At 71.0% G+C, this 24,848-nt stretch carries 19 protein-coding genes; 11 read left to right on the top strand and 8 right to left on the bottom strand.

Annotated features, from left to right (window positions below):
- Nucleotides 1-1,415 (bottom strand): OB-fold domain-containing protein (locus M8I34_RS25200; RefSeq protein WP_250052711.1); only part of this gene is annotated, 1,415 nt, incomplete at its 3' end.
- 72 nt (nucleotides 1,416-1,487) lie between these two features.
- Here M8I34_RS25200 and M8I34_RS25195 point away from each other — a divergent pair.
- Nucleotides 1,488-2,732, top strand: coding sequence for an acetyl-CoA acetyltransferase (locus M8I34_RS25195; protein ID WP_250052709.1), 1,245 nt, complete (start codon nucleotides 1,488-1,490; stop codon nucleotides 2,730-2,732).
- A gap of 14 nt (nucleotides 2,733-2,746) precedes the next feature.
- Nucleotides 2,747-3,652, top strand: coding sequence for an SDR family oxidoreductase (locus M8I34_RS25190; protein WP_250052707.1), 906 nt, complete (start codon nucleotides 2,747-2,749; stop codon nucleotides 3,650-3,652).
- Between the two features lie 32 nt (nucleotides 3,653-3,684).
- On the opposite strand, the gene M8I34_RS25185 is transcribed toward M8I34_RS25190, so the two are convergent.
- A complete protein-coding gene (locus M8I34_RS25185; protein ID WP_250052705.1) occupies nucleotides 3,685-4,464 on the bottom strand; it encodes a FadR/GntR family transcriptional regulator in 780 nt (259 codons plus the stop codon).
- A 276-nt stretch (nucleotides 4,465-4,740) separates the two neighbouring features.
- Between M8I34_RS25185 and M8I34_RS25180 the strand changes: the two genes are divergently transcribed.
- The 6 genes from M8I34_RS25180 to fdxA all read left to right on the top strand — a co-directional run bounded on the left by M8I34_RS25180 (nucleotide 4,741) and on the right by fdxA (nucleotide 12,418).
- Nucleotides 4,741-5,529, top strand: coding sequence for a glucose 1-dehydrogenase (locus M8I34_RS25180; protein WP_250052703.1), 789 nt, complete (start codon nucleotides 4,741-4,743; stop codon nucleotides 5,527-5,529).
- On the top strand, nucleotides 5,526-7,316 hold the full coding sequence (locus tag M8I34_RS25175; RefSeq protein WP_250052701.1) for a CoA transferase: 1,791 nt from the start codon (nucleotides 5,526-5,528) through the stop codon (nucleotides 7,314-7,316). The genes M8I34_RS25180 and M8I34_RS25175 overlap by 4 nt, the downstream gene beginning before the upstream one ends.
- 38 nt (nucleotides 7,317-7,354) lie before the next feature.
- On the top strand, nucleotides 7,355-8,938 hold the full coding sequence (locus M8I34_RS25170) for a class I adenylate-forming enzyme family protein (RefSeq protein ID WP_250052699.1): 1,584 nt from the start codon (nucleotides 7,355-7,357) through the stop codon (nucleotides 8,936-8,938).
- A 167-nt stretch (nucleotides 8,939-9,105) separates the two neighbouring features.
- Complete coding sequence (locus tag M8I34_RS25165; RefSeq protein WP_250052697.1) at nucleotides 9,106-10,320, top strand: beta-ketoacyl synthase; 1,215 nt, start codon at nucleotides 9,106-9,108, stop codon at nucleotides 10,318-10,320.
- 117 nt (nucleotides 10,321-10,437) lie between these two features.
- A complete protein-coding gene (locus M8I34_RS25160) occupies nucleotides 10,438-12,060 on the top strand; it encodes an MFS transporter (RefSeq protein ID WP_250052695.1) in 1,623 nt (540 codons plus the stop codon).
- A 22-nt stretch (nucleotides 12,061-12,082) separates the two neighbouring features.
- On the top strand, nucleotides 12,083-12,418 hold the full coding sequence (fdxA, locus tag M8I34_RS25155) for a ferredoxin (protein ID WP_250052693.1): 336 nt from the start codon (nucleotides 12,083-12,085) through the stop codon (nucleotides 12,416-12,418).
- 117 nt (nucleotides 12,419-12,535) lie between these two features.
- On the opposite strand, the gene M8I34_RS25150 is transcribed toward fdxA, so the two are convergent.
- Nucleotides 12,536-13,705 (bottom strand): glycosyltransferase, encoded by a 1,170-nt coding sequence (locus M8I34_RS25150; protein ID WP_250052684.1) that lies wholly within the window; start codon nucleotides 13,703-13,705, stop codon nucleotides 12,536-12,538.
- A complete protein-coding gene (locus tag M8I34_RS25145; protein WP_250052721.1) occupies nucleotides 13,705-16,551 on the bottom strand; it encodes a bifunctional glycosyltransferase family 2 protein/CDP-glycerol:glycerophosphate glycerophosphotransferase in 2,847 nt (948 codons plus the stop codon). Before M8I34_RS25145 ends, M8I34_RS25150 begins: the two co-directional genes overlap by 1 nt.
- A 575-nt stretch (nucleotides 16,552-17,126) precedes the next feature.
- Between M8I34_RS25145 and M8I34_RS25140 the strand changes: the two genes are divergently transcribed.
- Nucleotides 17,127-17,987: a Bax inhibitor-1/YccA family protein gene (locus M8I34_RS25140; RefSeq protein ID WP_244414432.1), complete on the top strand. Its 861-nt coding sequence runs from the start codon at nucleotides 17,127-17,129 to the stop codon at nucleotides 17,985-17,987.
- Nucleotides 17,988-18,119: 132 nt separating this feature from the next.
- On the opposite strand, the gene M8I34_RS25135 is transcribed toward M8I34_RS25140, so the two are convergent.
- Nucleotides 18,120-18,347, bottom strand: coding sequence for a DUF4287 domain-containing protein (locus tag M8I34_RS25135; protein ID WP_030088455.1), 228 nt, complete (start codon nucleotides 18,345-18,347; stop codon nucleotides 18,120-18,122).
- A gap of 98 nt (nucleotides 18,348-18,445) precedes the next feature.
- Here M8I34_RS25135 and M8I34_RS25130 point away from each other — a divergent pair, with 98 nt between their 5' ends.
- Nucleotides 18,446-18,805, top strand: coding sequence for a hypothetical protein (locus M8I34_RS25130; protein WP_250052682.1), 360 nt, complete (start codon nucleotides 18,446-18,448; stop codon nucleotides 18,803-18,805).
- A gap of 87 nt (nucleotides 18,806-18,892) precedes the next feature.
- Here the strand turns inward: M8I34_RS25130 and M8I34_RS25125 are convergent, their stop codons facing one another.
- The 3 genes from M8I34_RS25125 to M8I34_RS25115 form a co-directional block, all read right to left on the bottom strand.
- On the bottom strand, nucleotides 18,893-19,846 hold the full coding sequence (locus M8I34_RS25125) for a hypothetical protein (protein WP_250052680.1): 954 nt from the start codon (nucleotides 19,844-19,846) through the stop codon (nucleotides 18,893-18,895).
- 869 nt (nucleotides 19,847-20,715) lie between these two features.
- A complete protein-coding gene (locus M8I34_RS25120) occupies nucleotides 20,716-21,936 on the bottom strand; it encodes an acetyl-CoA C-acetyltransferase (RefSeq protein ID WP_244414439.1) in 1,221 nt (406 codons plus the stop codon).
- 204 nt (nucleotides 21,937-22,140) lie between these two features.
- Nucleotides 22,141-23,154: an SGNH/GDSL hydrolase family protein gene (locus M8I34_RS25115; RefSeq protein ID WP_250052679.1), complete on the bottom strand. Its 1,014-nt coding sequence runs from the start codon at nucleotides 23,152-23,154 to the stop codon at nucleotides 22,141-22,143.
- 203 nt (nucleotides 23,155-23,357) lie between these two features.
- Here M8I34_RS25115 and M8I34_RS25110 point away from each other — a divergent pair, with 203 nt between their 5' ends.
- A complete protein-coding gene (locus tag M8I34_RS25110) occupies nucleotides 23,358-24,746 on the top strand; it encodes a cystathionine beta-synthase (RefSeq protein WP_250052678.1) in 1,389 nt (462 codons plus the stop codon).
- The last annotated feature ends 102 nt before the right edge of the window (nucleotides 24,747-24,848 follow it).

Genomic DNA, 24,848 nt, shown 5'->3' with positions numbered 1-24,848 from the left:
GGCCGTGCCTTCCAGAAGTAGTTGTGCACGCCGTCGGCGGTGAGCAGCCGGCGGAAGGACATCGTGACCCGCATCCCGGCGTGCACCTCCTCCTCGGCCGCATCGGTGAGCTCGCACCGGAAGCGGCCGCCGCCGTCGAACTCGATCACCGCCAGGATCAGCGGTGGGTGCGGGGTGAAGCCCAGATGGTCGACCGTGTAGGTGACGACGGTCGCCGGTGTGCCGTCGAGCCGCTCCTCGGTCATCTTGTCGATCGTCCGGCAGTCGGCGCACACCCGGGCGGGAGGCAGCTGCCGGGTCCCGCAGTCCGTGCAACGGCTTGCCACGAAGCCGTACTTCCACCCCGCCCGGCGCAACGACGGTGCGGCGGCGGGCGGTTGCGGCTTCGGCCGGGCGGCAGGCTGCCGGTCGAGGAACCCGCGCCAGGTCAGATAGTCCCCGTACGAGAGCCGGTCGCTGCCCGCCGCCGCCGGTGCGGCGGCCGGGACGGCGGCCCGCCGGCCGGCCAGTGCGGCACAGGTCCGCAGGACGAGCACGGAGACGCCGTCACCGATGACGACCAGGGCGATCGTCCGCCCCGGCTCGGCGCGGTCGAGCGCGTCGGCGAGCAGCAGGCCCGGCTGGGCGGTGCCCGGGTTGCCGACGGTGCCGGCGAGGCCGTCCGCGCTCCCGTCCGCGGCCTTCCCGGTACGGGCGGACAGCCGGCCGGCCACGGACCGCAGGGCGCGCTGGTGCAGTCCGGCGACGGCGAGGTGGTCGAGCTGTTCCGCCCGCAGCTGCGCCCGCTCCAGCGCGTCGTCGAACGCGGCATCGGCCAGCCGGGTGTAGACCTGCTCGGTGAAGCGCTCCTCCGACGTCGTGGAGACCGGGGAGTCCGGTGTGCGCCGGCGGTCGAGGATCTCGGCGGTCACCGAGGCATGGGCGATCACCTCGGCGAGCGGGGGGAGTTCGGGCCGGGCGCTGAAGAGGAAGGCCGCCCCCGCGTCGCCCCCGTCGCGTTCGTCGGCGCTGCCGGGCAGTCCCGTCCGTACGTCCGCGAGCACCACCAGGGTGTCCTCCGCGCTGCCGCTCGCCAGGTGCAGAGCGCCGGCTCCGGACCGCACCGCGCCGGCCATGTCGACGGCCATGGCCTCCGGGGCGAGGCCGAGCGCCGCATGGATCGCCGCGGCATTGGTCTTGTCCAGATACGGCGGGGTGGCGGTGGCGAAGAGCAGGCTGCGTACGCTCCCCCGGGCTTCGGGGACGGCGGCCAGTGCGGCGCGGGCCGCCTCGACGCCCAGCGTCGTGCTGTCCTCGTCGTAGGAGGCGACCGCACGGGTTCCCCCGGCAGCTCTCCCGCCGAGCACGGTGGCGATCGCGCTCCGCCGGAGCCGGAAGTACGGCACATACGCGCCGTAGGCGACGAGCGAGGTCAAGTGATCCTCCCGGTAAAAGAGTAAGATCCTTATGATGATCTAACTGTATCGGCTCCAGGGAAGGGGGAGACCGTGCCGTCACACGGCATCCGCGACAAGGTCGCGATCGTCGGTATGGGGTGCACCACGTTCGGGGAGCACTGGGACGCCTCGGCGGACGACCTCGTACTGGAGGCGGTCCGGGCCGCCTGTGCGTCGGGCGGGGTCAGCGACGTCGAGGTCGACGCGTACTGGCTGAGCACCCTGGCGTCGGGGAACTCCGGACTCGCGCTGTCCCGCCCGCTGCGCCTGCCGTACAAGCCCGTCACCCGGGTGGAGAACTACTGCGCCGGCGGCTCGGACGCACTGCGCAACGCCTGCTACGCGGTGGCGAGCGGCGCGTACGACACGGCCATGGCCGTCGGGGTGGAGAAGCTCAAGGACTCCGGCATGTCCGGGCTTTCGGCCCCCGCCGTCCCCGGCGACGGCACCGAACCCGACCTCACCGCGCCGGCCGCCTTCAGCCTGCTCGCCCGGGCGTACGGGCAGAAGTACGGCCTGGCCGACGGGACGCTGCGCGACGTGCTGGACCGGATCGCGTGGAAGAACCACGCCAACGGCGCGCTGAACCCGCGGGCGCACTTCCGCCGGGCGGTGTCGCGGGAGACCCTCCGCAAGGCCCCGCGGGTGGCGGGCGAGTTGGGCGTCTTCGACTGCTCGGGGGTGAGCGACGGCGCGGCGGCGGCGCTGGTGGTACGGGCCGAGGACGCCTACCGCTACACCGACCGGCCGCTGTTCGTGAAGGCGCTCGCGCTCGCCGTCGGCCCGGCCACCGGCACCGCCGACCCGGAGTACGACTTCACCTCCTTTCCCGAGGTCAGGCACTCGGCCGCGGACGCCTACCGGCAGGCCGGGATCACCGACCCGGGGGCCGAACTGGCGCTGGCGGAGGTGCACGACTGCTTCACGGTCACCGAGCTGGTGCTGATGGAGGACCTCGGTTTCGCGCCGCCGGGGGAGGCCTGGCGCGCGGCCCTGGACGGCACCTTCGACCGGGACGGTGCCCTGCCGGTGAATCCGGACGGCGGGCTGAAGGCCTTCGGGCATCCGATCGGGGCCTCGGGGCTGCGGATGCTGTTCGAGTGCTGGCTGCAACTGCGCGGGGAAGCGCCCCAGGAGCGCGCCCTGTCCGCGTCCGTCCTCGGACGGGGGCTGGCGCTCACCCACAACCTCGGCGGCGGTCCGGGGGAGTGCCTGTCGTTCGTGTCCGTCGTCGGGGTCGAGCCCCCGGCGCCGGCGAAGCGTCATCACACCAGCGTCGTCACACGGACGGCATGAGGGGGAGGAACAGCATGGCGAAGATCTGTGCCGGCCGGGTCGTCGTGATCACGGGCGCGGGCAACGGGATCGGCCGCGCGCACGCCCTGGCGTTCGCCGCGGCCGGTGCCCGGGTGGTCGTCAACGACCTCGGCGGGGCCAGGGACGGGGCCGGCAGCTCGACCGCCGCCGCCGAGACGGTGGCCGCCGGGATCCGGGCCGCCGGCGGCGAGGCCGTGGCCAACTTCGACGACATCTCGTCCTGGGACGGTGCCCGGCGGCTGACCGAGCAGGCCGTCGAGCGGTTCGGCAGGCTGGACACCCTGGTCAACAACGCCGGGATCCTCCGGGACCGGACGCTGGTCGGTATGACCGAGCAGGACTGGGACGCCGTGGTCGCCGTCCATCTCAAGGGCACCGTCGCCGTGCTCCACCACGCCGCCACCCACTGGCGTCAGCGGTCGAAGGCGGGCGAGGAGGTGGCCGGCCGGGTCATCAACACCACGTCCACCTCAGGGCTCTACGGCAATCCGGGGCAGTCCAACTACGCGGCGGCGAAGGCCGGTATCGCGGCCCTGACGATCAGCGCGGCGCAGGAGCTGGGCCGGTACGGCGTGACCGTGAACGCGGTCGCCCCGGCCGCCCTGACGCGGATGACCGAGGATCTGAGCGTCATGCCGGACCTGGCCGCACAGCACGATCTGGCGCCGGAGAGCGTGCCGCCGGTCGTCGTCTGGCTCGGCAGTGCGCTGTCCGGGCATGTCACGGGCCGGGTCGTCACGGTCTTCGGCAGGCGGATCTCGGTGGCGGAGGGCTGGGTGGACGGCCCCGCCGCGGTCGGTGCGGAGCGATGGGAGCCGGAGACTGCCGGCGCGGCGCTGGACGAGCTGGTCGAGCGGGCGGCCCCCAACGCCGATGCGTTCGGTAAGCGCTCCGGGTGACGGTCCGGGGACCGCTCCGGCCGGGCTGACGCTCAGTCGAGGAGTTCCAGACGGGTATTGGCGCCGCTCGCATTCAATTCCTTCTCCATACGGGAAATGTGACGGCGCCAATGGGCCTCGGCCTCGTCGGCCTCGCCCGCCTGAATCAGCTTCACCAACTTCACGTGCTCTTCATGATCACGCCGGGTGCCGGTCTTTCCACCGGTCGCAATATGCGGACTCTTGGCCTGGTAGAAGATGCATTGCAGCGTCTCGTGCAGCGCCAGCATCGCCCGGTTGCCGTTCAATTCGACCAGCGTCGCGTGGAATGCCGCCTTGGCCTCGGCGAGTGCGGCGGGGTCGTCCTTCGCCTCTTCCTCCGTGGCGAGCGCCTCGTGCAGCCGGCCGATGCCGGACGGGGTGTGCCGGCCGGCGAGCTGTCGTACGCAGGGCGGCTCGATCGAGGCGACGAGCTGGAACATCTCGCCCAGCGTGGTCCCGCGGTACTCCAGGATGAGCCCGAGGTAGCGGGCGGCCACCATGGGATCGGGGGCGTTGACCCGGGCACCGCCGTGCACACCGCGGCGGACGCTGATCAGCGCCTCGGACTCCAGGACGCGAATGGCCTCGCGCAGCGTGGGGCGGGAAATGCCGAACTGCTCCATGAGGGCCGATTCCGGCGGGAGTGCGTCGCCCGGCTCCAGTTCGCCCCGGATGATGACCCGGCGCAGGCTGGCCGCCACCAGTTCCGCGGTCTTCGGGACACGCACACGAAGTGCCGCCGCGTTTCGCTTCTGAGGGCTCTTATTCACCGCTCGGGTTGCTTCAGTCAAGGCCGCTTCCTCCTAGGTGGCGCGCATCGACGACGCGGTGCGGGCGAAATCGCAGTGAGCACCTTTACGCCCTGTTGAGTCGATTGCATTAAATGAATCAATCAGGATTACTGAGTGTAGCAAGGCTGCGCGCCGAAATGTGGACCGTCCGTGATCGGACGGTAACTCAGCTGTGACCCTGGGTGGATGGGGCGGGCGCGAAGGGCCGGATGACAGTGCCTCAGGGGGATGGTAGCGTTAAATCAGTTAACTAAGTTATGCCTTAGGGGGTGGGGTGTGGGCAGGCTTGAGGGGAAAATCGCCATCGTCACCGGTGCCGCGTCGGGCATCGGAGCGGTCACCGCGGAGCGGCTCGCCGCTGAGGGGGCCCGGGTGGCGCTCGCCGACCTGGACGAGGCCGGCGTGAAAAGTTTGGCCGAGAAGATCCGGGGCGCGGACGGCACGCACGCGATCGGCATCAGGGCGGACCTGGCGGACCCGGCGTCGGTGCGCGCCATGGTGGCCGCCACCGTCGAGGAGTTCGGCGGTCTGGACATCCTGCACAACAACGCCGCGGCGACCGCCCTGGCGTCCTCCCTGGACGTGCCGGTGGCCGACGCCGACCCCGAGGTCTGGGACCGCACCATGCGGGTCAACCTCAGCGGCGCCATGGTCGCCACCCAGGCCGCGCTGCCGCATCTCCTCGCGCGCGGCGGCGGCTGCGTCATCAACACCTCCTCGGCCGCCGGGCTCTCCGGCGACCTGAGCCACCCGGCGTACGCGGCGTCCAAGGCCGCCCTCATCAGCCTGACGCGTTCCGTGGCGACCCAGGCGGGCCGGAGCGGCGTGCGCTGCAACGCGATCGCGCCCGGCCTCATCATCACCAGGCCCGAACGCGAGGACGCCTACCGGGTGATGCTGCCCCACCACCTCACCACGCGGCTGGGACGGCCCGAGGACGTCGCGTCGGCCGTCGTCTTCCTCGCCTCCGACGAAGCCTCGTTCATCACCGGACAGACCCTCGTGGTGGACGGCGGACTGCTCGCCCACCAGCCGTACTACGCGGATCGGAGGGCCGAGACGTGAGCGGCGGCCCGGACCTCGCCCACCGCACCGCCCGCACCCGGCTCCGGCCCTGGCTCGGTTCGGCCCCCGGCCCGGTGGCGGGCCCGGCCACCGCGGCCGCCGGCGGTGTCGAGCTCGGCCTGACCTGGCACGGCGGCGCGGACCTCGACCCCGCCCGGCCCGGCAGCGAGCCGGTGGTGCAGGCCCTGTGCGGGCTGATGCACCTCCACGGGCAGGAGGCGGGACGACCGCGCCGGCTCGGGCTGGAAGCGGCCTCGGCCGCGGCCGGAGTGCTGGCCGGCCAGGGCGTCCTCGCCGCTCAGGTGGGGCGCGCCCGTGGCATCCCGGTGGACGCCGTGGAGACCTCCGTACTGCGCGCCGGCACGTTACTCGCCGGCCAGTACACCGCCGAGGCCACCTCCCCCGACCCGTGGGGACCCTCGGTCAAGGGGGACGGCGGCCCGCCGCCGTTCCGCAGCGCCGACGGACCCCTCTTCGAGATCGAGACCTTCGACCCCGCCCGGTGGCTCGCGTTCTGGCGCAGCCTCGGCGCGGACACCGCCGTACTGGGCCGCGCCTGGACCGCCTTCCAGCACCGCTACCTCAAGGGCCACTGCCTGCTGCCCGCCGCACTGCACACGGCCGCGGCCGGCACGCCCTGGCCGCGGATCGTCGCGGCCGCGCAGGAGCACGGGCTCAGCCTGTCGGCGCTGCGCGGCTACCGGGACGTACTGGCCGAGCCGGGCTGGTCGCCGGGCCAGCCCCGGCTGACCCCGCTGGCCGCGCGCTGCGGTGGCAGACCGGTCACCGCACCGCGGAGCGCCGGAGCGGGCCGCATCGGCGACCTTCCGCTGGCCGGGATCCGGGTGGTCGAGGCCACCAGCCGGGTCCAAGGACCGCTCGCCGGGCAGCTGTTGACCATGCTCGGGGCCGATGTGACCTGGGTCGAGCCGCCCCAGGGCGACGCGAGCGGGATGGGCTCCCTGTACCACCGCGGCAAGCGGCGCACGGGCCTGGACCTCGGCCGTCCGGCCGGCCGGGACGCGCTGCGCGAACTCATCGCGGAGGCCGATGTCTTCCTGCACAACTGGCGCCCCGGAAAGGCCGCCGAGTGGGGCTTCGCCCCCGGGGAACTGGCCCGTACCAACCCCCGGCTGGTCTTCGGCGAGGCGTCGGGATGGGGTCCGCACCTGGACCGGCGCGAGGTGATCGGCACCGAATTCATGGTGCAGGCCTACGCCGGGGTGAGCGAGGGCAACACCCCGCGGCACGAGAGCCCGGCCACGACCCGGGTGCTGCTGTGCGACATGTTCGGGGCGCTGGTGGCCTGTGAAGGGGTGCTGGCCGGGCTGTACCGGCGGGAGCTGTCGGGCCACGGCTGGACGGCCGAGTCCTCGCTGCTGACCGGTGCGATGGCGCTCCAGTCCCATGTGGTCCTCGGCCGGGCCACCGGCGACGAACCCGGGCGCAGCGACGGCCGGCCGGTGTGGGGTGCGATCGACGAGCCGGCCGGCACCGCGGACGGGTACCTCATGGTGAGCGCCGACGACGACCCCGCCTACCAGGCGCTGTGCGAGGTGCTGGAGGTGGCGCCCGGCCGGCGCGGTGAGCGTGACGAGCAGCTGACCGCACGCCTGCGCGAGGCCCCGGCGGCGCAGTGGGAGAAGTTGCTGACCGAGGCCGGTGTGCCGGCCGCCGCGGTCTGCCGGGACCTGTCCGATCCGCCGCGGGACCCGCGCCTCGCCCCGCTCTTCGAGCCGTTCGCCGGTGGCGGGCAGGCGCCCGTCGCGCCCTGGCTCTTTCACTGACGACCGGCGTGCGCGGCCTCGCGCATGGAAAGGCAGACATGGAATCTGTGAGTGAACTGATCAAGGCATTGCGGGAAGCCTGCCGGAAGTGGCCCGAGCGCCCGGCGATGACCTTTCAGGGCCGCAGTCTGACCTACGGCCAGTTCTGGGACCGGGTGGAGGCGCTGGCCGCCTCGTATCGCGGGCTGGGCGTGAAGGACAAGGACCGGCTGGTCTGCCAGCTCCCCAACTCGCCCGAGTATCTGGTGGCGTTGGTCGCGGCCTGGGAATGCGGGGCGACGTTCGTCGGGGTCGACCACGATCTCACCGGACCGGAACTGGTGTCGATCACCGGGCGCACGGACGCGGCCGCCCTGCTGTACCAGCCGCGATACGGGAACGACACCCCCATGGCGCCGCTGGAGGACGTACGCGCCGCATTTCCCGACGTCCACCTGATCGTGCACGGCGGCGGCGACGTGCTTCCGCCGGAGGCCCACCGGCTGGCGGACCTGGCCGACGGATCGCGGCCGCATCCCGCGATCGGCCCGGAATCACCGGGTGTTCCGGATTCCCGCACCGCGCTGCTGCTGCTGACCTCGGGAACCACCGGGCTGCCGAAGTGCGTCATGGAATCCTTCAGCGCACTGTGGGCGAAGATCGAGTGCTTCACCACGGCCTTCGAGCCGGACGAGCGCGATGTGCATCTGCTGTACCTCCCGCTGGCCCACGCCCTGGGACTGAAGATGTCCATGGTGGCCCTGACCCGCGGGAGCCGGCTGGTGCTGATGGACCGCTTCTCGCCCGCCGGGGCGCTGCAACGCATCACGGACGAGCGGATCACGGTCCTGCCGGGCACCCCGGCACACTTCCAGCTGATGCTCGACCATCTCGACCCCGGCGCACACGACTTGAGCTCCCTGCGCTGGGCGGTCGCGGGCGCCGCGACCTTCCCCGGGGCGCTGTTGCAGCAGATGTACGCCACCTTCGGCGTGCAGCTCTTCTACATCTACGGGTGCAGCGAAGGATTCCTCTGCCACACCACCGACCGTGCCGAGATCGAAACGGGTTCGGTGGGACACCGGGTCTTCGAGGGCCCCGCCGATACGGCTCCCGACGGCCGTCTGGAGATCTTCGCCAGGGACGGCTCCGGGATCCTGGGACGCGGCGTCGTGGGCGAAATCGTCTTCGGCGCCTCCCGCCCCGTCCGCTACTGGGGACAGGACAGTGTGGCGCAGGACGGCTGGTACCACACCGGTGACCTCGGGCTGATCGACGACGAGGGGCGCCTCCACGTCAGGGGCCGTATGAAGGAACTGGTGAACCGCGGCGGGCTGAAGGTCTCGTGCAGCGAAGTCGAGTCCGCCCTCACCGCACTTGTGGGCATCGTCGACGCCGGGATCTTCCCGGTGCCGGACCGGATCCTGGGAGAGGCCATCGGCGCCTGTGTCGTCCTGGCGGACCCGCAGGACGACCTCGGACTGGAAGAACTGCGGGCGCGGCTGCGGCACTCCCTCGCGCGGCACAAGCTGCCGGACGCGCTGTGGGTGGTGGACGGCGTGCCCCGCACGAAGATAGGCAAGGTGGACCGGGCGGCACTGCGGCTGATCGAGCCCGGAAGCGTGGCGGAACCCACCGGCTGACGTAGGGCCAGGCCTGCCGGGAGCGGGCGCGCGGTTGTGGAAGAGGCACAACTTACCGGCGCCGAATCGGTCTGCTTCCGGCCTGTTTGGCAAGCTGATTGCTGGCATGATCGCTATGAGATCGGCAGAGATCTTGTGCGGTTCCTACGAGATCAGAGGAGACGGAGATGGCCGAGAACGGTCAGGTGCTGGTGACGGGTATCGGAGCGATGACGCCGGTCGGCGCCGATGCGTCCTCGTCCTGGTCGGGGCTGCTGGCGGGAAAATCCGGTGTCCGCGCGCTGGTGGAGGAGTGGGCCGCCGACCTCCCGGTGGGCATCGCGGCCGGACTCACCGAGGACCCGGCCGCCGCGCTGCCCCGTACCCAGGCACGGAAGCTGGACCGCGGTGAGCAGCTCGCGATGCTCGCTTCCCGGGAGGCCTGGCAGGACGCCGGCGCGCCCGAGGTCGAGCCCGAGCGGCTGGCCGTGGTCATCGGCACGGGCACCGGCGGGGTGCTCACCACCCTCGGTCAGGACGACCTCTTCGAGGAGTCCGGGGCACGCCGGCTCTCCCCGTTCGCGGTCCCCATGCTCATGCCCAACGGACCGGCCGCCTGGGTGAGCATGGACCTGGGCGCCAAGGGCGGCGCAAGGACGCCCGTCAGTGCCTGTGCGTCCGGTGCCGAGGCGCTCGCGATGGGCCTCGACCTGCTCCGCGCCGGGCGGGTGGACGTGGTGGTCGCCGGCGGTGTCGAGGCCTGTCTGCACCCGTTCACCATCGCCGCCTTCGCCCAGATGAAGGCGCTCTCGACGCAGTGCGAGAACCCGGAGTCGGTGTCCCGCCCGTTCGATGTGGCCCGCAGCGGCTTCGTCATGGGCGAGGGCGCGGGAATCATGGTCCTGGAGCGCGCCGGGTTCGCGCGGGCCCGCGGCGCCACGACGTACGGCACGCTGGCCGGCAGCGCCGTGAGCTCCAGCGCGAACCACATCACGGCGTCCGACGCGGCGGGCCAGGTCCACGCCATCGAGCTGGCCCTGCGGGACGCGGACCTGACCCCGCGGGACATCGGCCATGTGCACGCCCACGCCACCTCCACCGAGTCCGGTGACCTGGCGGAGGCCGAGGCGATCGGCCGGGCCGTGGGCACCCACGCCTCGGTCACGGCCACGAAGTCGATGACCGGTCACATGCTGGGTGCCTCCGGCGCGGTGGGCGCGATGGCGGCGCTGCTGGCACTCAAGGACGGCGTGGCGCCCGCCATCCGCAACCTCGACGAGCTCGACCCGAGGATCGACCTGGACGTGGTGCAGGGCGAGAACCGGACCGGGGAGTGGAACGCCTCGCTGGCCAACTCCTTCGGGTTCGGCGGACACAACGTGAGCCTGGTGTTCACCAAGTGACCACGGCCGTCCGGCCGGCCGTCCCGCGGCGGCAGGGCCCTGGGGGCCCGCCCGGTGCCCGGTGGGGCTCCTTGCCGCGCCGCGGGGCGTGACACAACAGAGGGGGATACGGGGGAGATGACGGTGGACGGTGCCGATGCCGCGCACACGGCGGGGCCGGCGGGCACGACGGTGGAACCGGACGGGGGCAGGTCCGGGGACCGGAGGACGGCGGCCCGCCCGGCGGGCGGATGGCGGGGACGGCCCTGGCTGACCGTCTTCACCCTCTCCCTCGCCGCGATGATGGTCTCGCTCGACGGCACCATCGTCGCCGTGGCGCAGCCCGTCATGCAGCAGCGGCTGCATGCCTCGCTCACCGAGATGCAGTGGGTGACGAACGGCTATCTGCTCGCCGTCGCCGTACTGCTCGTCGTGGCCGGCCGGGTGGGCGATCTCTTCGGCCACCGGCAGGTGTTCCTGGCCGGCACGCTGGGGTTCACCCTCGCCTCCGCGGCCATCGGCCTGTCGACGGACGTCGGTGCGGTGATCTGCTTCCGGGTGCTGCAAGGCGTGTTCGGCGCGCTGATGCAGCCGGCGACCCTGGCGCTGATCATGACGGCGTTCCCCGCGGACCGGATGAATCTGCCGATCGCCGTACGCAGCAGTGTCATCGCCGTCTCCATGGCGCTCGGCCCCATCGCGGGCGGACTGATCGTCCACTACGCGAGCTGGCAGCTGGCCTTCTTCATCAATGTGCCGCTCGGGGCGCTCACCGTCCTGCTGGGGCTGGTCGTACTCCGCGACGCGAAGCAGGAGGGCGCCGCCCGCGGGCTGGACGTGCCGGGACTGCTGCTGCTGAGCGCCACGCTGAGCGCCCTGGTCTGGGGACTCACCGCGGTGTCCGGCCGCGCCTGGGGCGACCCTGCGGTGTGGGCCCCGCTGGCCGGCGCGGCCGTACTGGCCTGCTGCTTCGTCGGCTGGGAGCGGCGGGCGGCGAACCCGGTGATCCCGATGCCGCTCTTCCGGTCCCCGCTGCTGTCCGTCGGTGTGCTGCTGCTGATCGTCAATGCCTTCAGCCTGTTCGGTACCTCGTTCTTCCTCGCCTTCTATCTCCAGCACGTCCGCGGTCTGACGCCGATGGAAAGCGGGCTGCAAGTCCTGCCGCTCACGGTGATGATGGTGGTCGGCGCCCCGTTCGTCGCCCTGTGGATCGGCAAGGCGGGCCCGCGGATCCCCGCGGCGCTCGGCATGCTGATGAACGCGGTCGCGCTGTTCGGCATCTCCCGGCTCGACGGCCACGAGGGAAGCGGGCAGCTCGGGTTCTGGCTCTTCGTGATGGGCCTGGGGTTCAGCCCCATCATGGTCGGGGCGACCAAGCTCGTCCTGGGCAATGCGCCGCAGGGGTTCTCCGGAGTCGCCAGTGGCATCCAGCAGACGGCCATGCAGGTCGGCGGCAGCCTCGGAGTGGCCGTCCTCGGCGCCCTGATGGCCTCCGGTGTCAGGGACGTCCTGTCCCGTCGGCTGGCCGCGGACGGCACCCGCTTGTCCGCGACGCAGTTCGATCACGCCGTGCAGTCGGTGTCCGTCGGTCTGCACGGGCATTCCGCGCAGCTGTCGGGGCTGCCGTCCTCGGTGTTCGAACAGGTCAGCCGTGCGGCCTTCCGGTCCGGCATGGGGACCGCCCTCACGGTCACCTGTCTGGTGGCGCTGTGCGCGGCGGTCGCCGGACTGCTCGTCCGTACCCGGCAGCCCGGCAAGTAGCGAAAACATCCTGGAGTGAGTGATGACGTACGTAATTGCGCAGCCCTGTGTCGACCTCAAGGACAAGGCCTGCATTGAGGAGTGCCCGGTCGACTGCATCTACGAGGGCAAGCGGTCCTTGTACATCCACCCGGACGAATGCGTCGACTGCGGTGCCTGTGAGCCGGTCTGCCCGGTCGAGGCCATCTTCTACGAGGACGACACCCCGGAGGAGTGGAAGGACTACTACAAGGCGAACGTGGAGTTCTTCGACGAGCTCGGCTCGCCGGGCGGCGCCGCCCGGCTCGGCCTGATCGACCGCGACCACCCCGTCGTCGCGGCGCAGCCGGTCCGTACGGCCGGAGTCGCGGGCGAATAACGCGCTCCGGCCCGCCGGCCGGGGGTGCGCCACTGCGGCACGACGAAGGGCCGCCGGGGAAAGCCCGGCGGCCCTTCGTCGTGCGCTGAGTGAAGCCGGCTCAGCGCCCCCGGAACCTCAGCGCTCCACCAGCGTGAACAGGCTCTCCCAGCGGCCGACGATCTCCTCCGTGGAGAACCGCTGGATGTTCTCGCGGGCCGTTTCGCCCATCGTGTCCCGCAGGTCCTTGTCCGACATCAGGGCGTCGAGATGCCGGGCGAATTCGGTGACATTGCCGGGGGGCGCGAGGAGCCCGTCCACACCGTCCGAGATGATCTCGTGGACGCCCGGCGCCACATCGAACGCCACACACGGCACCGCGGTCGCCATCGCCTCCATGGGCGCCAGCGGGAAGCCCTCGCCGCGCGAGCTGAGCGCGAAGACCGCGCTCTCCCGCAGCGCGCCCGGGACATCGCTCGTCCGGCCCATCCAGGCGACCGTGGTGGTGATCCCCAGCTCCGCGGCCTGCTTGCGCAGCGCCTCTTCCTCCTCGCCGGAGCCGTAGATCCGCAGCGTCCAGTCGGGGTGCTGCGGCGCGACCTTCGCCCAGGCCTCCAACAGCAGGTCCACGCCCTTCTCCTCGTGGAGCCGGCCGATGCTGACCACACACTTGGCGGAGCGGTCCGAGGGGATTTCCGGGAAGAACGGCAGCGGGTTCGGCATGAAGCCGACGTTGTCCATCCGCTGCCGGATCCAGCGGTCGGCGTCCTCCCGGGTGAGCGTCAGCATCCGGTCGACGTCCTCGTAGAACCGCTTGACCCGGCCGAAGCGGGACGACTTGCGGCAGGTGTCGAACGATTCATGGCTCATCCCGATCACCGTCAGCCCCGCGGTGTCGGCCAGCGCGACCCACTCCATCGCCCACACCTGGGTGACGATCACCACCCCGCCCGGCTTCGCCGCCCGGAACAGCGCGCTCATCTTGGCCGCCTGCTCCTGCATCCCCGCCTCGCGGGCGGCCCGGCGGCGCTGCTCGGCGAGGTTGAGCTTGTCCTTGAGACCGCGCACGGGGCGGACGGACGGCGGATGCGCGGCGTAGAGCGTGGTGGTCTGGAACGGCAGGTCGGCCGCCAGCTCATGGACCCGCCCCTCGGGGGGCGGCACCACACCGACGAGGTGCACCCGGTGGCCCCGCTCGCTGAACAGACGCGCCATCTGGTGCGACCAGCTGGTGATGCCGCCCATCTCGTTGACGCTGTTGGAGACGAAGAAGATGTCCCGCGGCTCGGCTGCGTACGACTTGGTCATCAACGGCTCCACTGCGCGAAAAACTGCTCGACGATGCTCTGGGCGGCGTTGCCCTGGTCGTATTCTCCGAACTTGGCGACGAATTCCTTGCGGCTCTTCGCGTATTCCAGAGCCTGCGACTCGAACGACTTGATCGCCTCGTGGAAAGCGTCCTCGGTGCGGACCACCGGGCCCGGTGCGTGCTCCAGCAGATCGAAGTAGGTGCCACGGCCCTCGTGCACATACTCGTCGTAGTCGTAGGTGAAGAACACCAGCGGCCGGTCGAGCAGCGCATAGTCGAACATCACCGAGGAATAGTCGGTGATCAGCCCGTCGGCCAGCTCCAGCAGCGGCGTCACATCGTGGCGCGCCGAAACGTCGATGACCCGGCCCTGCACGGTCGGCGGCAGCACCACATGATTGAGGTAGTGCGAGCGCACCAGGAGCACATAGCGGTCGCCGAACTGATCGGCGAAACGCTCCACGTCGAAGGGCAATTCGAAGCGCCCGTGCCGGCCGCCCGCCTTGCGGAACGTCGGCGCGTAAAGCAGCACGGTCTTGTCCTCGGCAATGCCCAACTCGGCAGCCAGCGGCCCGCGTTCACGCGCACCCTGCGCCGCTTCCCGCTGCCGGGCCCGGACCAGTGCGTCATTGCGGGGGTAGCCCACCCGCAGCAGGGTCTTCTCCTTGAGCCGGAAGGCCTTGGCCAGGGTGTGCACATCGTGCTCGGAGCGGATCAGGAACCGGTCGAAGCGGTCCAGCGAACGCTGCTGCTCCGCCTGCTGCTGCCGGGTCTGCGCCTTCAGCGACGGCTGGTCGAAGCCCATGTTCTTCAGCGCCGAGCCGTGCCAGGTCTGGATGTAGGTGGTCTCCGGGCGCTTGGTGAGCTTGAGCGGGTAGCTCTGGTTGTCCACCCAGAACTCGGCCTGCGCCAGCGCCTTGAGATAGGGCAGCGACCAGCGCTTGACGAGCGTGACGCCCTTCGGGAACTCCTTCGGGGACCCGGCGTACGACCAGATCGCCTCGAACTCCAGGCCCTGCCGGCGCATCTCCTCGTAGATCGCCCGCGGGCTGTCGCTGAACTGCTTGCCCAGGTGGCTCTCGAAGACCACCGTGCGCTTCTTGACCGGCAGCCGGCTGAAGACCTCGTGGTAGGCGCGGAGCTTGTTGTCACCGGAGGTGACCTTCTTGCGCAGCTCCTTCGCCTTGCGGTAGCCGGTCTTGGCCAGCGTCCCCGGCCTGCCGCGCACCCCGCGGGTGATCAGCTCCTGTACGCGCTCGGCGTTGCGGTTCTCGCTGACCAGGCGGAACGCCAGATGCCCCTTGGCCGAGACATGCGGTTCGAGACGGTCGGCGACCATCCGCGACAGCCGCGGCCGTACCGGCAGCCCACCGGACAGCCCGGTGTCGGCGACGGTGAGCCGGCTCGTGGTGCGCACCCCGTCCACGTCCAGGCGCAGCCGGACGTCCCAGATGGTGTCGACGATGCCCAGCGGGCGCAGCTTCGCGGTGAGGTCGGCGACGGCCTCCCAGTGGATGGCGTCACCTTCGTGGCGCAGCACCCGCACCGGGAAGTGGAAGGTCTGGAGGCTGCGCCGCCGGGCGCTGAACTCCAGCTCGCCCTTGAGCTGCGCGCCGGGCGGGATGACGCCGAGCGGATTGTTGATCCGGCCGGTCAGCGAGACGGACCTGCCGGACTCGCCGAAGCGGGTGAGCTGATTGCGCAGGAACAGCTGGTTGACCGGCTTCTCGTGGTAGCCGAGGTCGGTCACGTCCAGCACATCGCGGCCGAACGGATCGTCGGTGTAGCCGTCGCACCAGTAGATCCGGCCGTCGTGCTCGGCGAGCGGCGAGGAGACCTTGTCGCGGTTGATGAGCGTGTCGACCGCCGGGATCAGGTGGTCCCAGTCACCCTGCTGGAGCAGATACGCACAGATGGCCTGTATCGGCTGCACGCGCTCGTACGCCTCGGGGGCGATGCTCGCGAGGTACTCCCGGGAGAGCTCGGCGAACTCCCGGCGGTAGGACGCGTCGCGGAACGGCAGATCGCGCAGATGCAGCACCAGGTCGTGCTTGAGGAATTTGACGTCCTTGGCGAGCTTCATCTCGGCCAGCCCGCGCTCCGCCAGCATGGCGTCGATACGCCGGTGGATTTCCAGCCGGTGGGAGTAGTTGCTCATTTCGTGCCGCCGGTTCGTCACCGACTTCACGGCGGCCTGCTCGTGGACGTGCCAGAAGTAGACCTGATTGGGAATCAGCGTGATGCGCTGGGCCGCAAGATAGGCCTCGGCGATAAAGACCAGGTCCTCGTAGAACATTCCCTTGGGAAAGAGGAGATTGTTCTCGACGAGGAATTCACGGCGATAGCACTTGTTGGTGCACAGAGTGTCCCAGACGAACAGGTCCGGCAATTCCGTGACGGATTCCAGTGTGCGGGTGGTGGAATACAGCCAGGCGTACCACTCGTCGCGCTTCTGGTTCCGGGTGTCCTTGTGCAGCCGGACGGTCAGACCGGAAACGATATCCGACCCGGTTTCCTCCGCCGCCTCCAGCATATTTCTGCACGCATTGAGTTCCAGGACGTCATCGCTGTCCAGGAACATGACGTACCGGCCCTGGGTGTGCTGGATGCCGACGTTCCGCGGCTCGCCGCCCGCACCGCTGTTCTCGGGCAGCTGGAAGGCTCTGACCCGCCCGGGATGACCGGCCGCGAGTTGCTGCGCCACTTCGAAAGAACGGTCGGTGCTGTAGTCGTCGACGATCACCACCTCGACGTCCCGGAGCGTTTGATCCAGTACGGACTGGACCGCGGTCGGCAACCGGTCGGCGTCGTTGTAGACGATGACGACTACTGAGACGTCAGGCACAGGCACCTCAACCCTCTTTCGATACTGTTTCCCGCCAGAATAGCCCTATCTGCCCCCTCGGATTACAACCGATCGCGCCCATAGCGCTACGGACAGTGAGTCACGGGAGCGTCGGGAAGGCGTACTCCGGCGTTCGGATCTTGACCATGCGTCAGCCCAGTAGATCCACCCGCCGCGGCAGGCTCCGGCCGGGAAGGAAGACGGGCGCCCCCGCAAATCGGTTGCCTGTCGCGCCGTGTGACGTCCGTTGCGTGATGTCCTTGCGATCAGACATTTATCGGATCCCGTGCGAGGGGCGCGGCGAGGCAACGACAAGAGCACAACAAGAGATCGAATTCCCGGAATGCCGGGGACGGGGCGGTGCGGCGGTGTAACGGCCGCACCATCGGCCGCCCTCGCGTGCCGGGCGCCCGGGCCCCGCTCCGGGCACCTCCGCGCCCGCTCATACGTCCTCCCCATGGAGGAGGTGCCCTCGCGAGTTCAGGGAAAGATCCTGCTCAAGAACTAGCGACGCGCCTTTGCCAAGCCATTACGCTTGCCGTCAAGGCCGCGCACGGCGGCCATGGAGGAGTGAGATGAGGAGCAGCAACCCGGTCTTCTCGCGACGGGGGTTCAGCCGCGACACCGGCTACGCGGGCTTCAACGCGCCGCCGCAGGCCGGGGGCGCCGCGAACCCGTACGCCGGAGCAAACCCCTACGCGCAGGGCGGCAACCCGTACGCCCAGGGCCAGCAGGACGTCACCCAGGCACCACCGCAGTACACGCCGCAGACCCGCCCGATGACGATGGACGATGTCGTCGCGCGCACGGGCATGACGCTCGGCACGGTCATCGCGGGCGCCACCGTCGGCTGGCTCTTCCTGACCCAGAGCCTCGGCTTCGCCATCGGCGCGGGCCTGGTCGCGATGGTGCTGGCGCTCGTCCAGTCCTTCAAGCGCAAGCCGTCGCCCGCGCTGATCCTGGCGTACGCGGCACTGGAGGGCGTCTTCCTCGGCGCGCTCAGCGGCTTCATCAACGGCCTGCCGAACATGAACGGCGCCCCCATGCAGGCGGTGCTGGGCACGATGGCGGTGTTCGTCGCCATGCTGGTCGCCTACAAGACGCGGATCGTGCGGGTCACCGCCCGCTTCACCCGCTTCGTGATGATCGCGGCCATGGGCTTCGTCCTGTTGTCGCTGGTCAACGTGATGTTCATGGCGTTCGGCGGCGGTGAGGGCCTCGGCTTCCGCAGCGGCGGCCTGGGCATCGTCTTCGGCATCGTGGGCGTGGTCCTCGGCGCGCTGTTCCTGGCCCTGGACTTCAAGCAGGTCGAGGACGGCATCGCCTACGGCGCTCCGCGCGAGGAATCCTGGCTGGCCGCGTTCGGTCTCACGCTGACGCTGGTGTGGATCTACATGGAGATGCTGCGGCTGATCTCGATCCTCCGGGGCGACTGACCCCGCAGGACACGGGCGCCGAAGCGCCCGCACGCCGTACGAAGGGCCCGCCGGCACAGTGCCTGCGGGCCCTTCGGCGTGATGCACGGTGAGAGTCCTGAGCCGGACCGGGGCGGAGCCCGTCACCCGGTATCAGAACTTGCGCGCGGCGCGCCTGAGGTCGTGTTCATGGACGATTGCCTTGGCGTGCCCGTAGGCGAGATTGTGCTCGCCGCGGAGCCAGCTGACCTTTTCGTCGAAGCGGAAGAGAGCGGGGCCTTCCTCAACGGTGCGGAGCCAGTCGGAGATTTCCCGGCCGGTGCAGTGCGGGATACGGGAGAGCATGTTCCGGTGGGTCTCTTCGGAGAAGAGCTGAGACATCGGCGCCTCCGGACGCGGTCGATGCTGGTACTTCAGCCCACCGTGCCTGAGCGTTCGGGCGTTGGCAACCACCCCGGGGTGGCGCATAGGCTCACGGCGTGCTTGACGTGACCCCCTTGCAGACCGCGGTTGACGCCCTCGCCGACCGCCTCAGATCGCTGCCGCAGAGCAGGCTCGGCCAAGGCGCCGCGGGCGAAGCACTCGCGCTGGCACGACACTTGGCGACCCGGGCGCAGCTGATCGAGCGGCCGGAGGAGCCCCCGTACGAGCTACCGGACGCCGGAATGTTCGCGGCCGGCGACCAGCTCGCGGTGGCCGGACACGACCTCGTCGAGGCGCTGCGGGCCGCGGCGGCGCGGATGGCCGACGGGGCGGGGGATTCTGACGCGAAAGTGGCCCCCGCCGAAGAACTGGCGGAGGCCGTGCGATGCGTCCGGGCGACGGCGGCACGCTGCTAGAGCCTGGCGTCCGGATCAGGCCCCAGCTGTCGTCGTGCGCCCGTCAGGGGTGACGGGACAGCCCCGGGGGCTTGTCGCCGCGCCCGGTCAGAGCGAGGCGATCACGCGGTCGGCGAGGATGTAGACGCTCTCCTCGCGGCTCTCGCCCCAGGCGAAGGTCAGCGCATACGCACCGGAGATGCCGGAGCCGCCCAGCAGCACGGGGGCGTGCCCCGCGTGCAGTGCGCCGGCCACGCGCTCCGCGGTCTCGCGCTGCCCGGGGGTCAGGCAGAGCGTGGTGCCGTCGGTGAAGACATAGACGTCCAGGGTGCCCAGCGGGCCGGGGCGTACGTCCGCGAGCGGGGTCGCCTGCTGCGCCAGCTCCTCCAGGCGCGCCACGGTGCGCTCGTGATCACTGATCACCGGGGACGGGGAGAAGTCGGGGTGCGAGGGGTGGCGCCGGCGCGCGGCGGCCAGTTCGGCGGACTCGGTCTCCTCGACCGGCTCCAACTCCGGCGCGTCCAGGGCGTCCATGGACTCCAGTGCGTCCATCGCCTCCATGGCGTCCGAGCCCAGCAGCGGCTCCAGTCCGGCCAGGTCCGCCTGACGGGGCAGGAACGGCTGGATGTCGAGCCGGTCGGGCTCCTGGCGCTCGGGCAGCTCGCGGTCGGCACGGGCGTCCAGCAGGCCCTCGTCGCCGAGGCCGGCCAGGCCGCCCAGCAGCGACGGGGCGTCGGCGGCGTCCCTGGCCTCCTGCGCGGCCCAGAAGGCGCGGGCCTCGGCCAGTTCGCGCTCCCGCTCCTCGGCCAGGGCGTCGGCGACGGCGGCGCGTATATCGGCGAGCGGGGTCTCGGCGGCCGGGGTGGGGCGGGCGGCCGGGATGGTCGCGACGGCCGGGCGCACCGCCTCGGCACCCGCGACGGCGTCCTGACGGGCGGCGGTGAGCTCGGCGTGCAGCTCGGCGATCTGGCGGCGCAGCGCGCGGGCGGTGTGCAGGGCGGCGGCGCCCAGTGCCACGGCGACGGCCGCGGCACTCAGCAGGACGACAGTGGTGACGCTCATGCCGAAACCTCTCCTCGTTCGGTCTCGCATGCGCGAGACGCGCGCTGCTCGATGACCCGCCCCCGGCTTTCGGCCGGGGGTACCCCCATGCGGCGCTCGCTCATGCGTCCTCCCTACTTCGCTCGGCGGCCCTCTTCGCGCGGGCCGCGCACAGATACGCGGACTTCCCCCGGCCGTCGGGCGGGGTGACCCCCCTGACGCACTCACTCACGGGATCACTCCTGGTAGCGGCTCACTCACCGGCGTACTCCCGTTAGCAGAATGTTCTCCGACTTCCTACATCAGCCTGCCGGTCCTCGGCGACCGCTCCCGGTGCGCTATGTCCCGAAAAGGAGGGGGCGCAGGGCTCCGTGCGTGCGAGTGACCCCATGCTGACCTGCAAGAACGCCTCGCCCCCAGGGCGTTGGTCACAATCCTGGGGGAGATTGGGTCGCGATCTCGTTAACGAGTGACGCGGGTCACGCCGTGTCGCCGCTGGTATCCGCACGACAGCGAAGGGTGTGCGCCCGGCGGGAGTTGGTCCGTTTTGTCGCGCTCCCCTTCGAGCTGCGGGGGGCGGCGGCCGGGCTGAGCTTCGCCCCCCGGTGGGGACATGGGCAGGGGCCGGGGCGCTCGTTCTTGAGCCCCGGCCCCTACTCTCCGCTACATCGCGGCTCAGCTCAGCTCAGCCGCGCGTGTTCTTGGTCGCGCTTCGCTTCGCCTCCGCTGCGGGCGGATGCCGGGGCACTCGTACCTCGCACCCCGACCTCCACCCTCCGCTACAGCTCAGCTCAGCCGCGCGTGCTTGTGGTCGCGCTGAGCTTCGCCTCCGCTGCGGGCAGGTGCCGGGCACTCGTTCCTCGCACCCGACCCCTACCCTCCGCTACGACTCAGCTCAGCCGCTCGATGACCATCGCCATGCCCTGGCCGCCGCCCACGCACATCGTCTCCAGGCCGAACTGCTTGTCGTGCCACTGGAGGGAGTTGATGAGCGTGCCGGTGATGCGGGCGCCGGTCATGCCGAAGGGGTGGCCGACGGCGATGGCGCCGCCGTTGACGTTCAGGCGGTCCAGGTCGATGCCCAAGTCGCGGTAGGACGGGATCACCTGGGCGGCGAACGCCTCGTTGATCTCGACCAGGTCGATGTCGGAGACCGAGAGGCCGGCCCGTCGCAGGGCCTGCTTGCTGGCCTCGACCGGGCCGTAGCCCATGATCTCGGGCGACAGGCCGGAGACGCCGGTGGAGACGATCCGGGCCAGCGGGGTCAGGCCCAGCTCGCGCGCCTTGGTGTCGGACATGATGACCAGCGCCGCGGCACCGTCGTTCAGCGGGCAGCAGTTGCCGGCGGTCACCAGGCCGTCGGGGCGGAAGACCGGCTTGAGGCCGGAGACGCCCTCGACGGTGACGCCGGCGCGCGGGCCGTCGTCCTGGGAGACGACCGTGCCGTCGGGCAGCGTGACCGGGGTGATCTCCCGCTCCCAGAAACCGTCGTTGATCGCCTTCTCGGCGAGGTTCTGGGACCGCACGCCGAACTCGTCCATGTCCTGGCGGGTGACGCCCTTGAGACGGGCGAGGTTCTCCGCGGTCTGGCCCATGGAGATGTACGCGTCCGGGATCAGGCCGTCCTCGCGCGGGTCGTGCCAGTCGGCGCCCTCCTGCTCGGCGCGCGCCGCGGTACGGGCCTCGGCGTCGGCGAAGAGCGGGTTGTGGGTGTCCGGCAGGCCGTCGGAGCTGCCCTTGACGCTGCGCGAGACGGTCTCGACGCCGGCCGAGATGAAGACATCGCCCTCGCCGGCCTTGATGGCGTGCAGCGCCATGCGGGTCGTCTGGAGGGAGGAGGAACAGTAACGGGTGATGGTGCAGCCCGGGAGGTGGTCCATCCCCATCTGGACGGCCACGATCCGGCCGAGGTTGTGGCCCTGCTCGCCACCGGGGAGACCGCAGCCCAGCATCAGGTCGTCGATGTCCTTGGGGTCCAGCTCGGGGACCTTGGCGAGGGCGGTCTCGATGATCTTCGCGGTCAGGTCGTCCGGACGCAGATCCTTGAGCGAGCCCTTGAAGGCGCGGCCGATCGGGGAGCGGGCGGCTGAGACGATCACGGCTTCGGGCATCACACGGCTCCAAGTGCGCGGGAAAAGGGCGGACTGTGAGGGAAGTTACCTGCACGTAGTGCTGAGGTCACGGGGTCCGCGCTGTGATGCGGGCCTCTTTTCTAAGCGGGCGCTTATGGGAACGGGGAGGAGCCGCACGGTATTCCCGTACGGCTCCTCCCCGTTCGTTCCGTGCCGCCCGGGGCGCGCCCGGCGGCCGTTCCGTCAGCGTGTGACCGACGAGGGGTCCGTCGGCTCCGGCGCCGGCAGCTGGCGGCGCCTGCGGTGCTTGAGCAGCGCCCAGGGCGCCCGGGAGGCGGTGACCTCCGTGCCGCCCTCGGAGGCCGCCTCGGCGGCCGCCTGCTCGACCGGCAGCAGCCCCTCGCCGCGGGCGGGCTCCGGCTGCTCCTTCTCCGGCCACAGGCCGAGCGAGGCGCACAGCGTCGGCAGGACGGCCATCGCGGCGGTGGCGTAGCCCTCGGCCGACGGGTGGTAGTTGTCCGGCCCGAACAGCTCCCGTGGATGCGCCTCGAACTCGGGGCCGAGCAGATCGCCGAGCGAGACCGTACGGCCGCCGCACTCGACCACCCCGATGGTCTGGGCGGCGGCGAGCTGCCGGGAGAGCCGCCGGGCCACCCAGCGCAGCGGCTGGTAGACCGGCTCGATGGTGCCCAGATCGGGGCAGGTGCCGACGACCACCTCGCAGCCCGCCGCGCGCAGTCTGCGCACCGCCTCGGAGAGATGGCGTACGGACTGGGCCGGCGGCATCCGGTGGGTGACATCGTTCGCGCCGATCATGATGACGCACACGTCCGGCGTCTGGCTGCCGTCCGCGAGTATCAGCTCCACCTGGCGCTCCAGGTCGTCCGACTGTGCGCCGGGCAGGGCCACATTGCGGAAGTCGACGGGCAGCTCGGAGAGCGCGGCCAGACCGGAGGCGAGCAGCGCGCCGGGGGTCTGGCGGGCGCGGTGGACGCCCTGGCCCGCCGCGGTGGAGTCGCCGAGGAAGCCGAGCCGCAGCGGCGGGTGGTCGGTGCGGTGGTCGAAGGCGGCGCCGTAGCGGCCGTCGGCGCACGGCGGAATGTCGCTGGAGCCGCCGACCGTGCGGCGGGCCAGCCGGACCTCGGTCAGCAGCACCCCGACCGTGGCCACCCCGAGCAGCCCGATCCCGCCGCCGCCGAAAGCGGCGGCGGTCGCGATCCGTCGCGCCACTCTGGCCCTGGACATCGTCATCGGCATGGGCCGGGCTCCTCCCCGCGCAGTGCGGGCGCGCCCTGGGCCCGCTGCGGGCCGGACGCGCTCGTGAATCGGCAAGAACTCCTACAACAGGGTGTTGCCCGTTCCTGCACGGAACGCAACTCATCCCTCCTCTAACGGACCCGGGCAATAGGCTGGCCGCACGGGCGCAGGAGAGCGTGCCGCCCCCTACCGCGGAGACCACCGTGCAGTTTTACGATTCGATGATTGAGCTAGTCGGCAACACCCCGCTCGTGCGGCTCAACAACGTCACTCGAGGAATCCAGGCCACCGTCCTGGCGAAGATCGAGTACTTCAACCCCGGCGGATCGGTGAAGGACCGGATCGCCGTGCGGATGATCGAGGCCGCCGAGCAGTCGGGTGAGCTCCAGCCGGGCGGCACCATCGTCGAGCCGACATCCGGCAACACCGGTGTGGGCCTGGCGATCGTGGCCCAGACAAAGGGTTACAAGTGCATCTTCGTCTGCCCGGACAAGGTGTCCACGGACAAGATCAATGTGCTGCGGGCCTACGGCGCCGAGGTGGTGGTCTGCCCGACCGCCGTGGATCCCGAGCACCCGGACTCGTACTACAACGTCTCGGACCGTCTGGTGCGCGAGACGCCCGGTGCGTGGAAGCCGGACCAGTACAGCAACCCGAACAATCCGCGCTCCCACTACGAGACGACCGGTCCCGAGCTGTGGGCGCAGACGGACGGGCGGATCACCCACTTCGTGGCGGGTGTCGGCACCGGCGGCACGATCAGCGGCACCGGCCGCTATCTGAAGGACGCCAGTGACGGCAAGGTCAAGGTCATCGGCGCCGACCCGGAGGGCTCCGTCTACAGCGGCGGCTCCGGGCGCCCGTATCTGATCGAGGGCGTCGGCGAGGACTTCTGGCCGACGGCCTACGACCGCACCGTCGCGGACGGGATCGTGGCGGTCTCGGACAAGGACGCCTTCCAGATGACCCGGCGGCTCGCCAAGGAGGAGGGCCTGCTGGTCGGCGGCTCCTGCGGGATGGCCGTGGTGGGTGCGCTGGAGGTCGCCTCGAAGCTCGGCCCGGACGACGTGGTCGTCGTGCTGCTGCCGGACAGCGGCCGTGGCTATCTGTCCAAGATCTTCAACGACGAGTGGATGGCCGACTACGGCTTCCTGGAGGAGGGCGGCCCCGCGGCCCGCGTCGGCGAGGTGCTCCAGCACAAGGAGGGCGCGCTGCCCTCGCTGGTGCACATGCACCCGGAGGAGACCGTCGGCGAGGCGATCGACGTCCTGCGCGAGTACGGCGTCTCGCAGATGCCGATCGTCAAGCCGGGCGCCGGGCACCCGGACGTGATGGCCGCGGAGGTCGTCGGCTCGGTCGTCGAGCGCGAGCTGCTCGATGCGCTGTTCACCCAGCGGGCCTCGCTGACCGCCCCGCTGGAGAAGCACATGTGCCCGCCGCTGCCGCAGGTGGGCTCGGGCGAGCCGGTCGCCGATCTGATGGCGGTCCTGGAGAACGCGGACGCGGCGATCGTCCTCGTCGAGGGCAAGCCGAAGGGCGTGGTGAGCCGGCAGGACCTGCTGGCCTATCTGGCGCGCGAGGCCGGCAAGTAGCAGCGGCCCGGCGGCCGGGGCGAGGGGCAGTCACTGTCCCCGCCCCGGCCGCCGCCCGTTTCCGCACCCTTCGGGGCGTCAAGTGGCCGTCAGGAAACGGCC

The sequence above is a fragment of the Streptomyces sp. MCA2 genome, from assembly GCF_023544705.1.
Lineage (GTDB): Bacteria > Actinomycetota > Actinomycetes > Streptomycetales > Streptomycetaceae > Streptomyces > Streptomyces decoyicus.
Note: the sequence above shows the minus strand (reverse complement) of the source record. Positions and strands in the feature narration are given on the sequence as shown.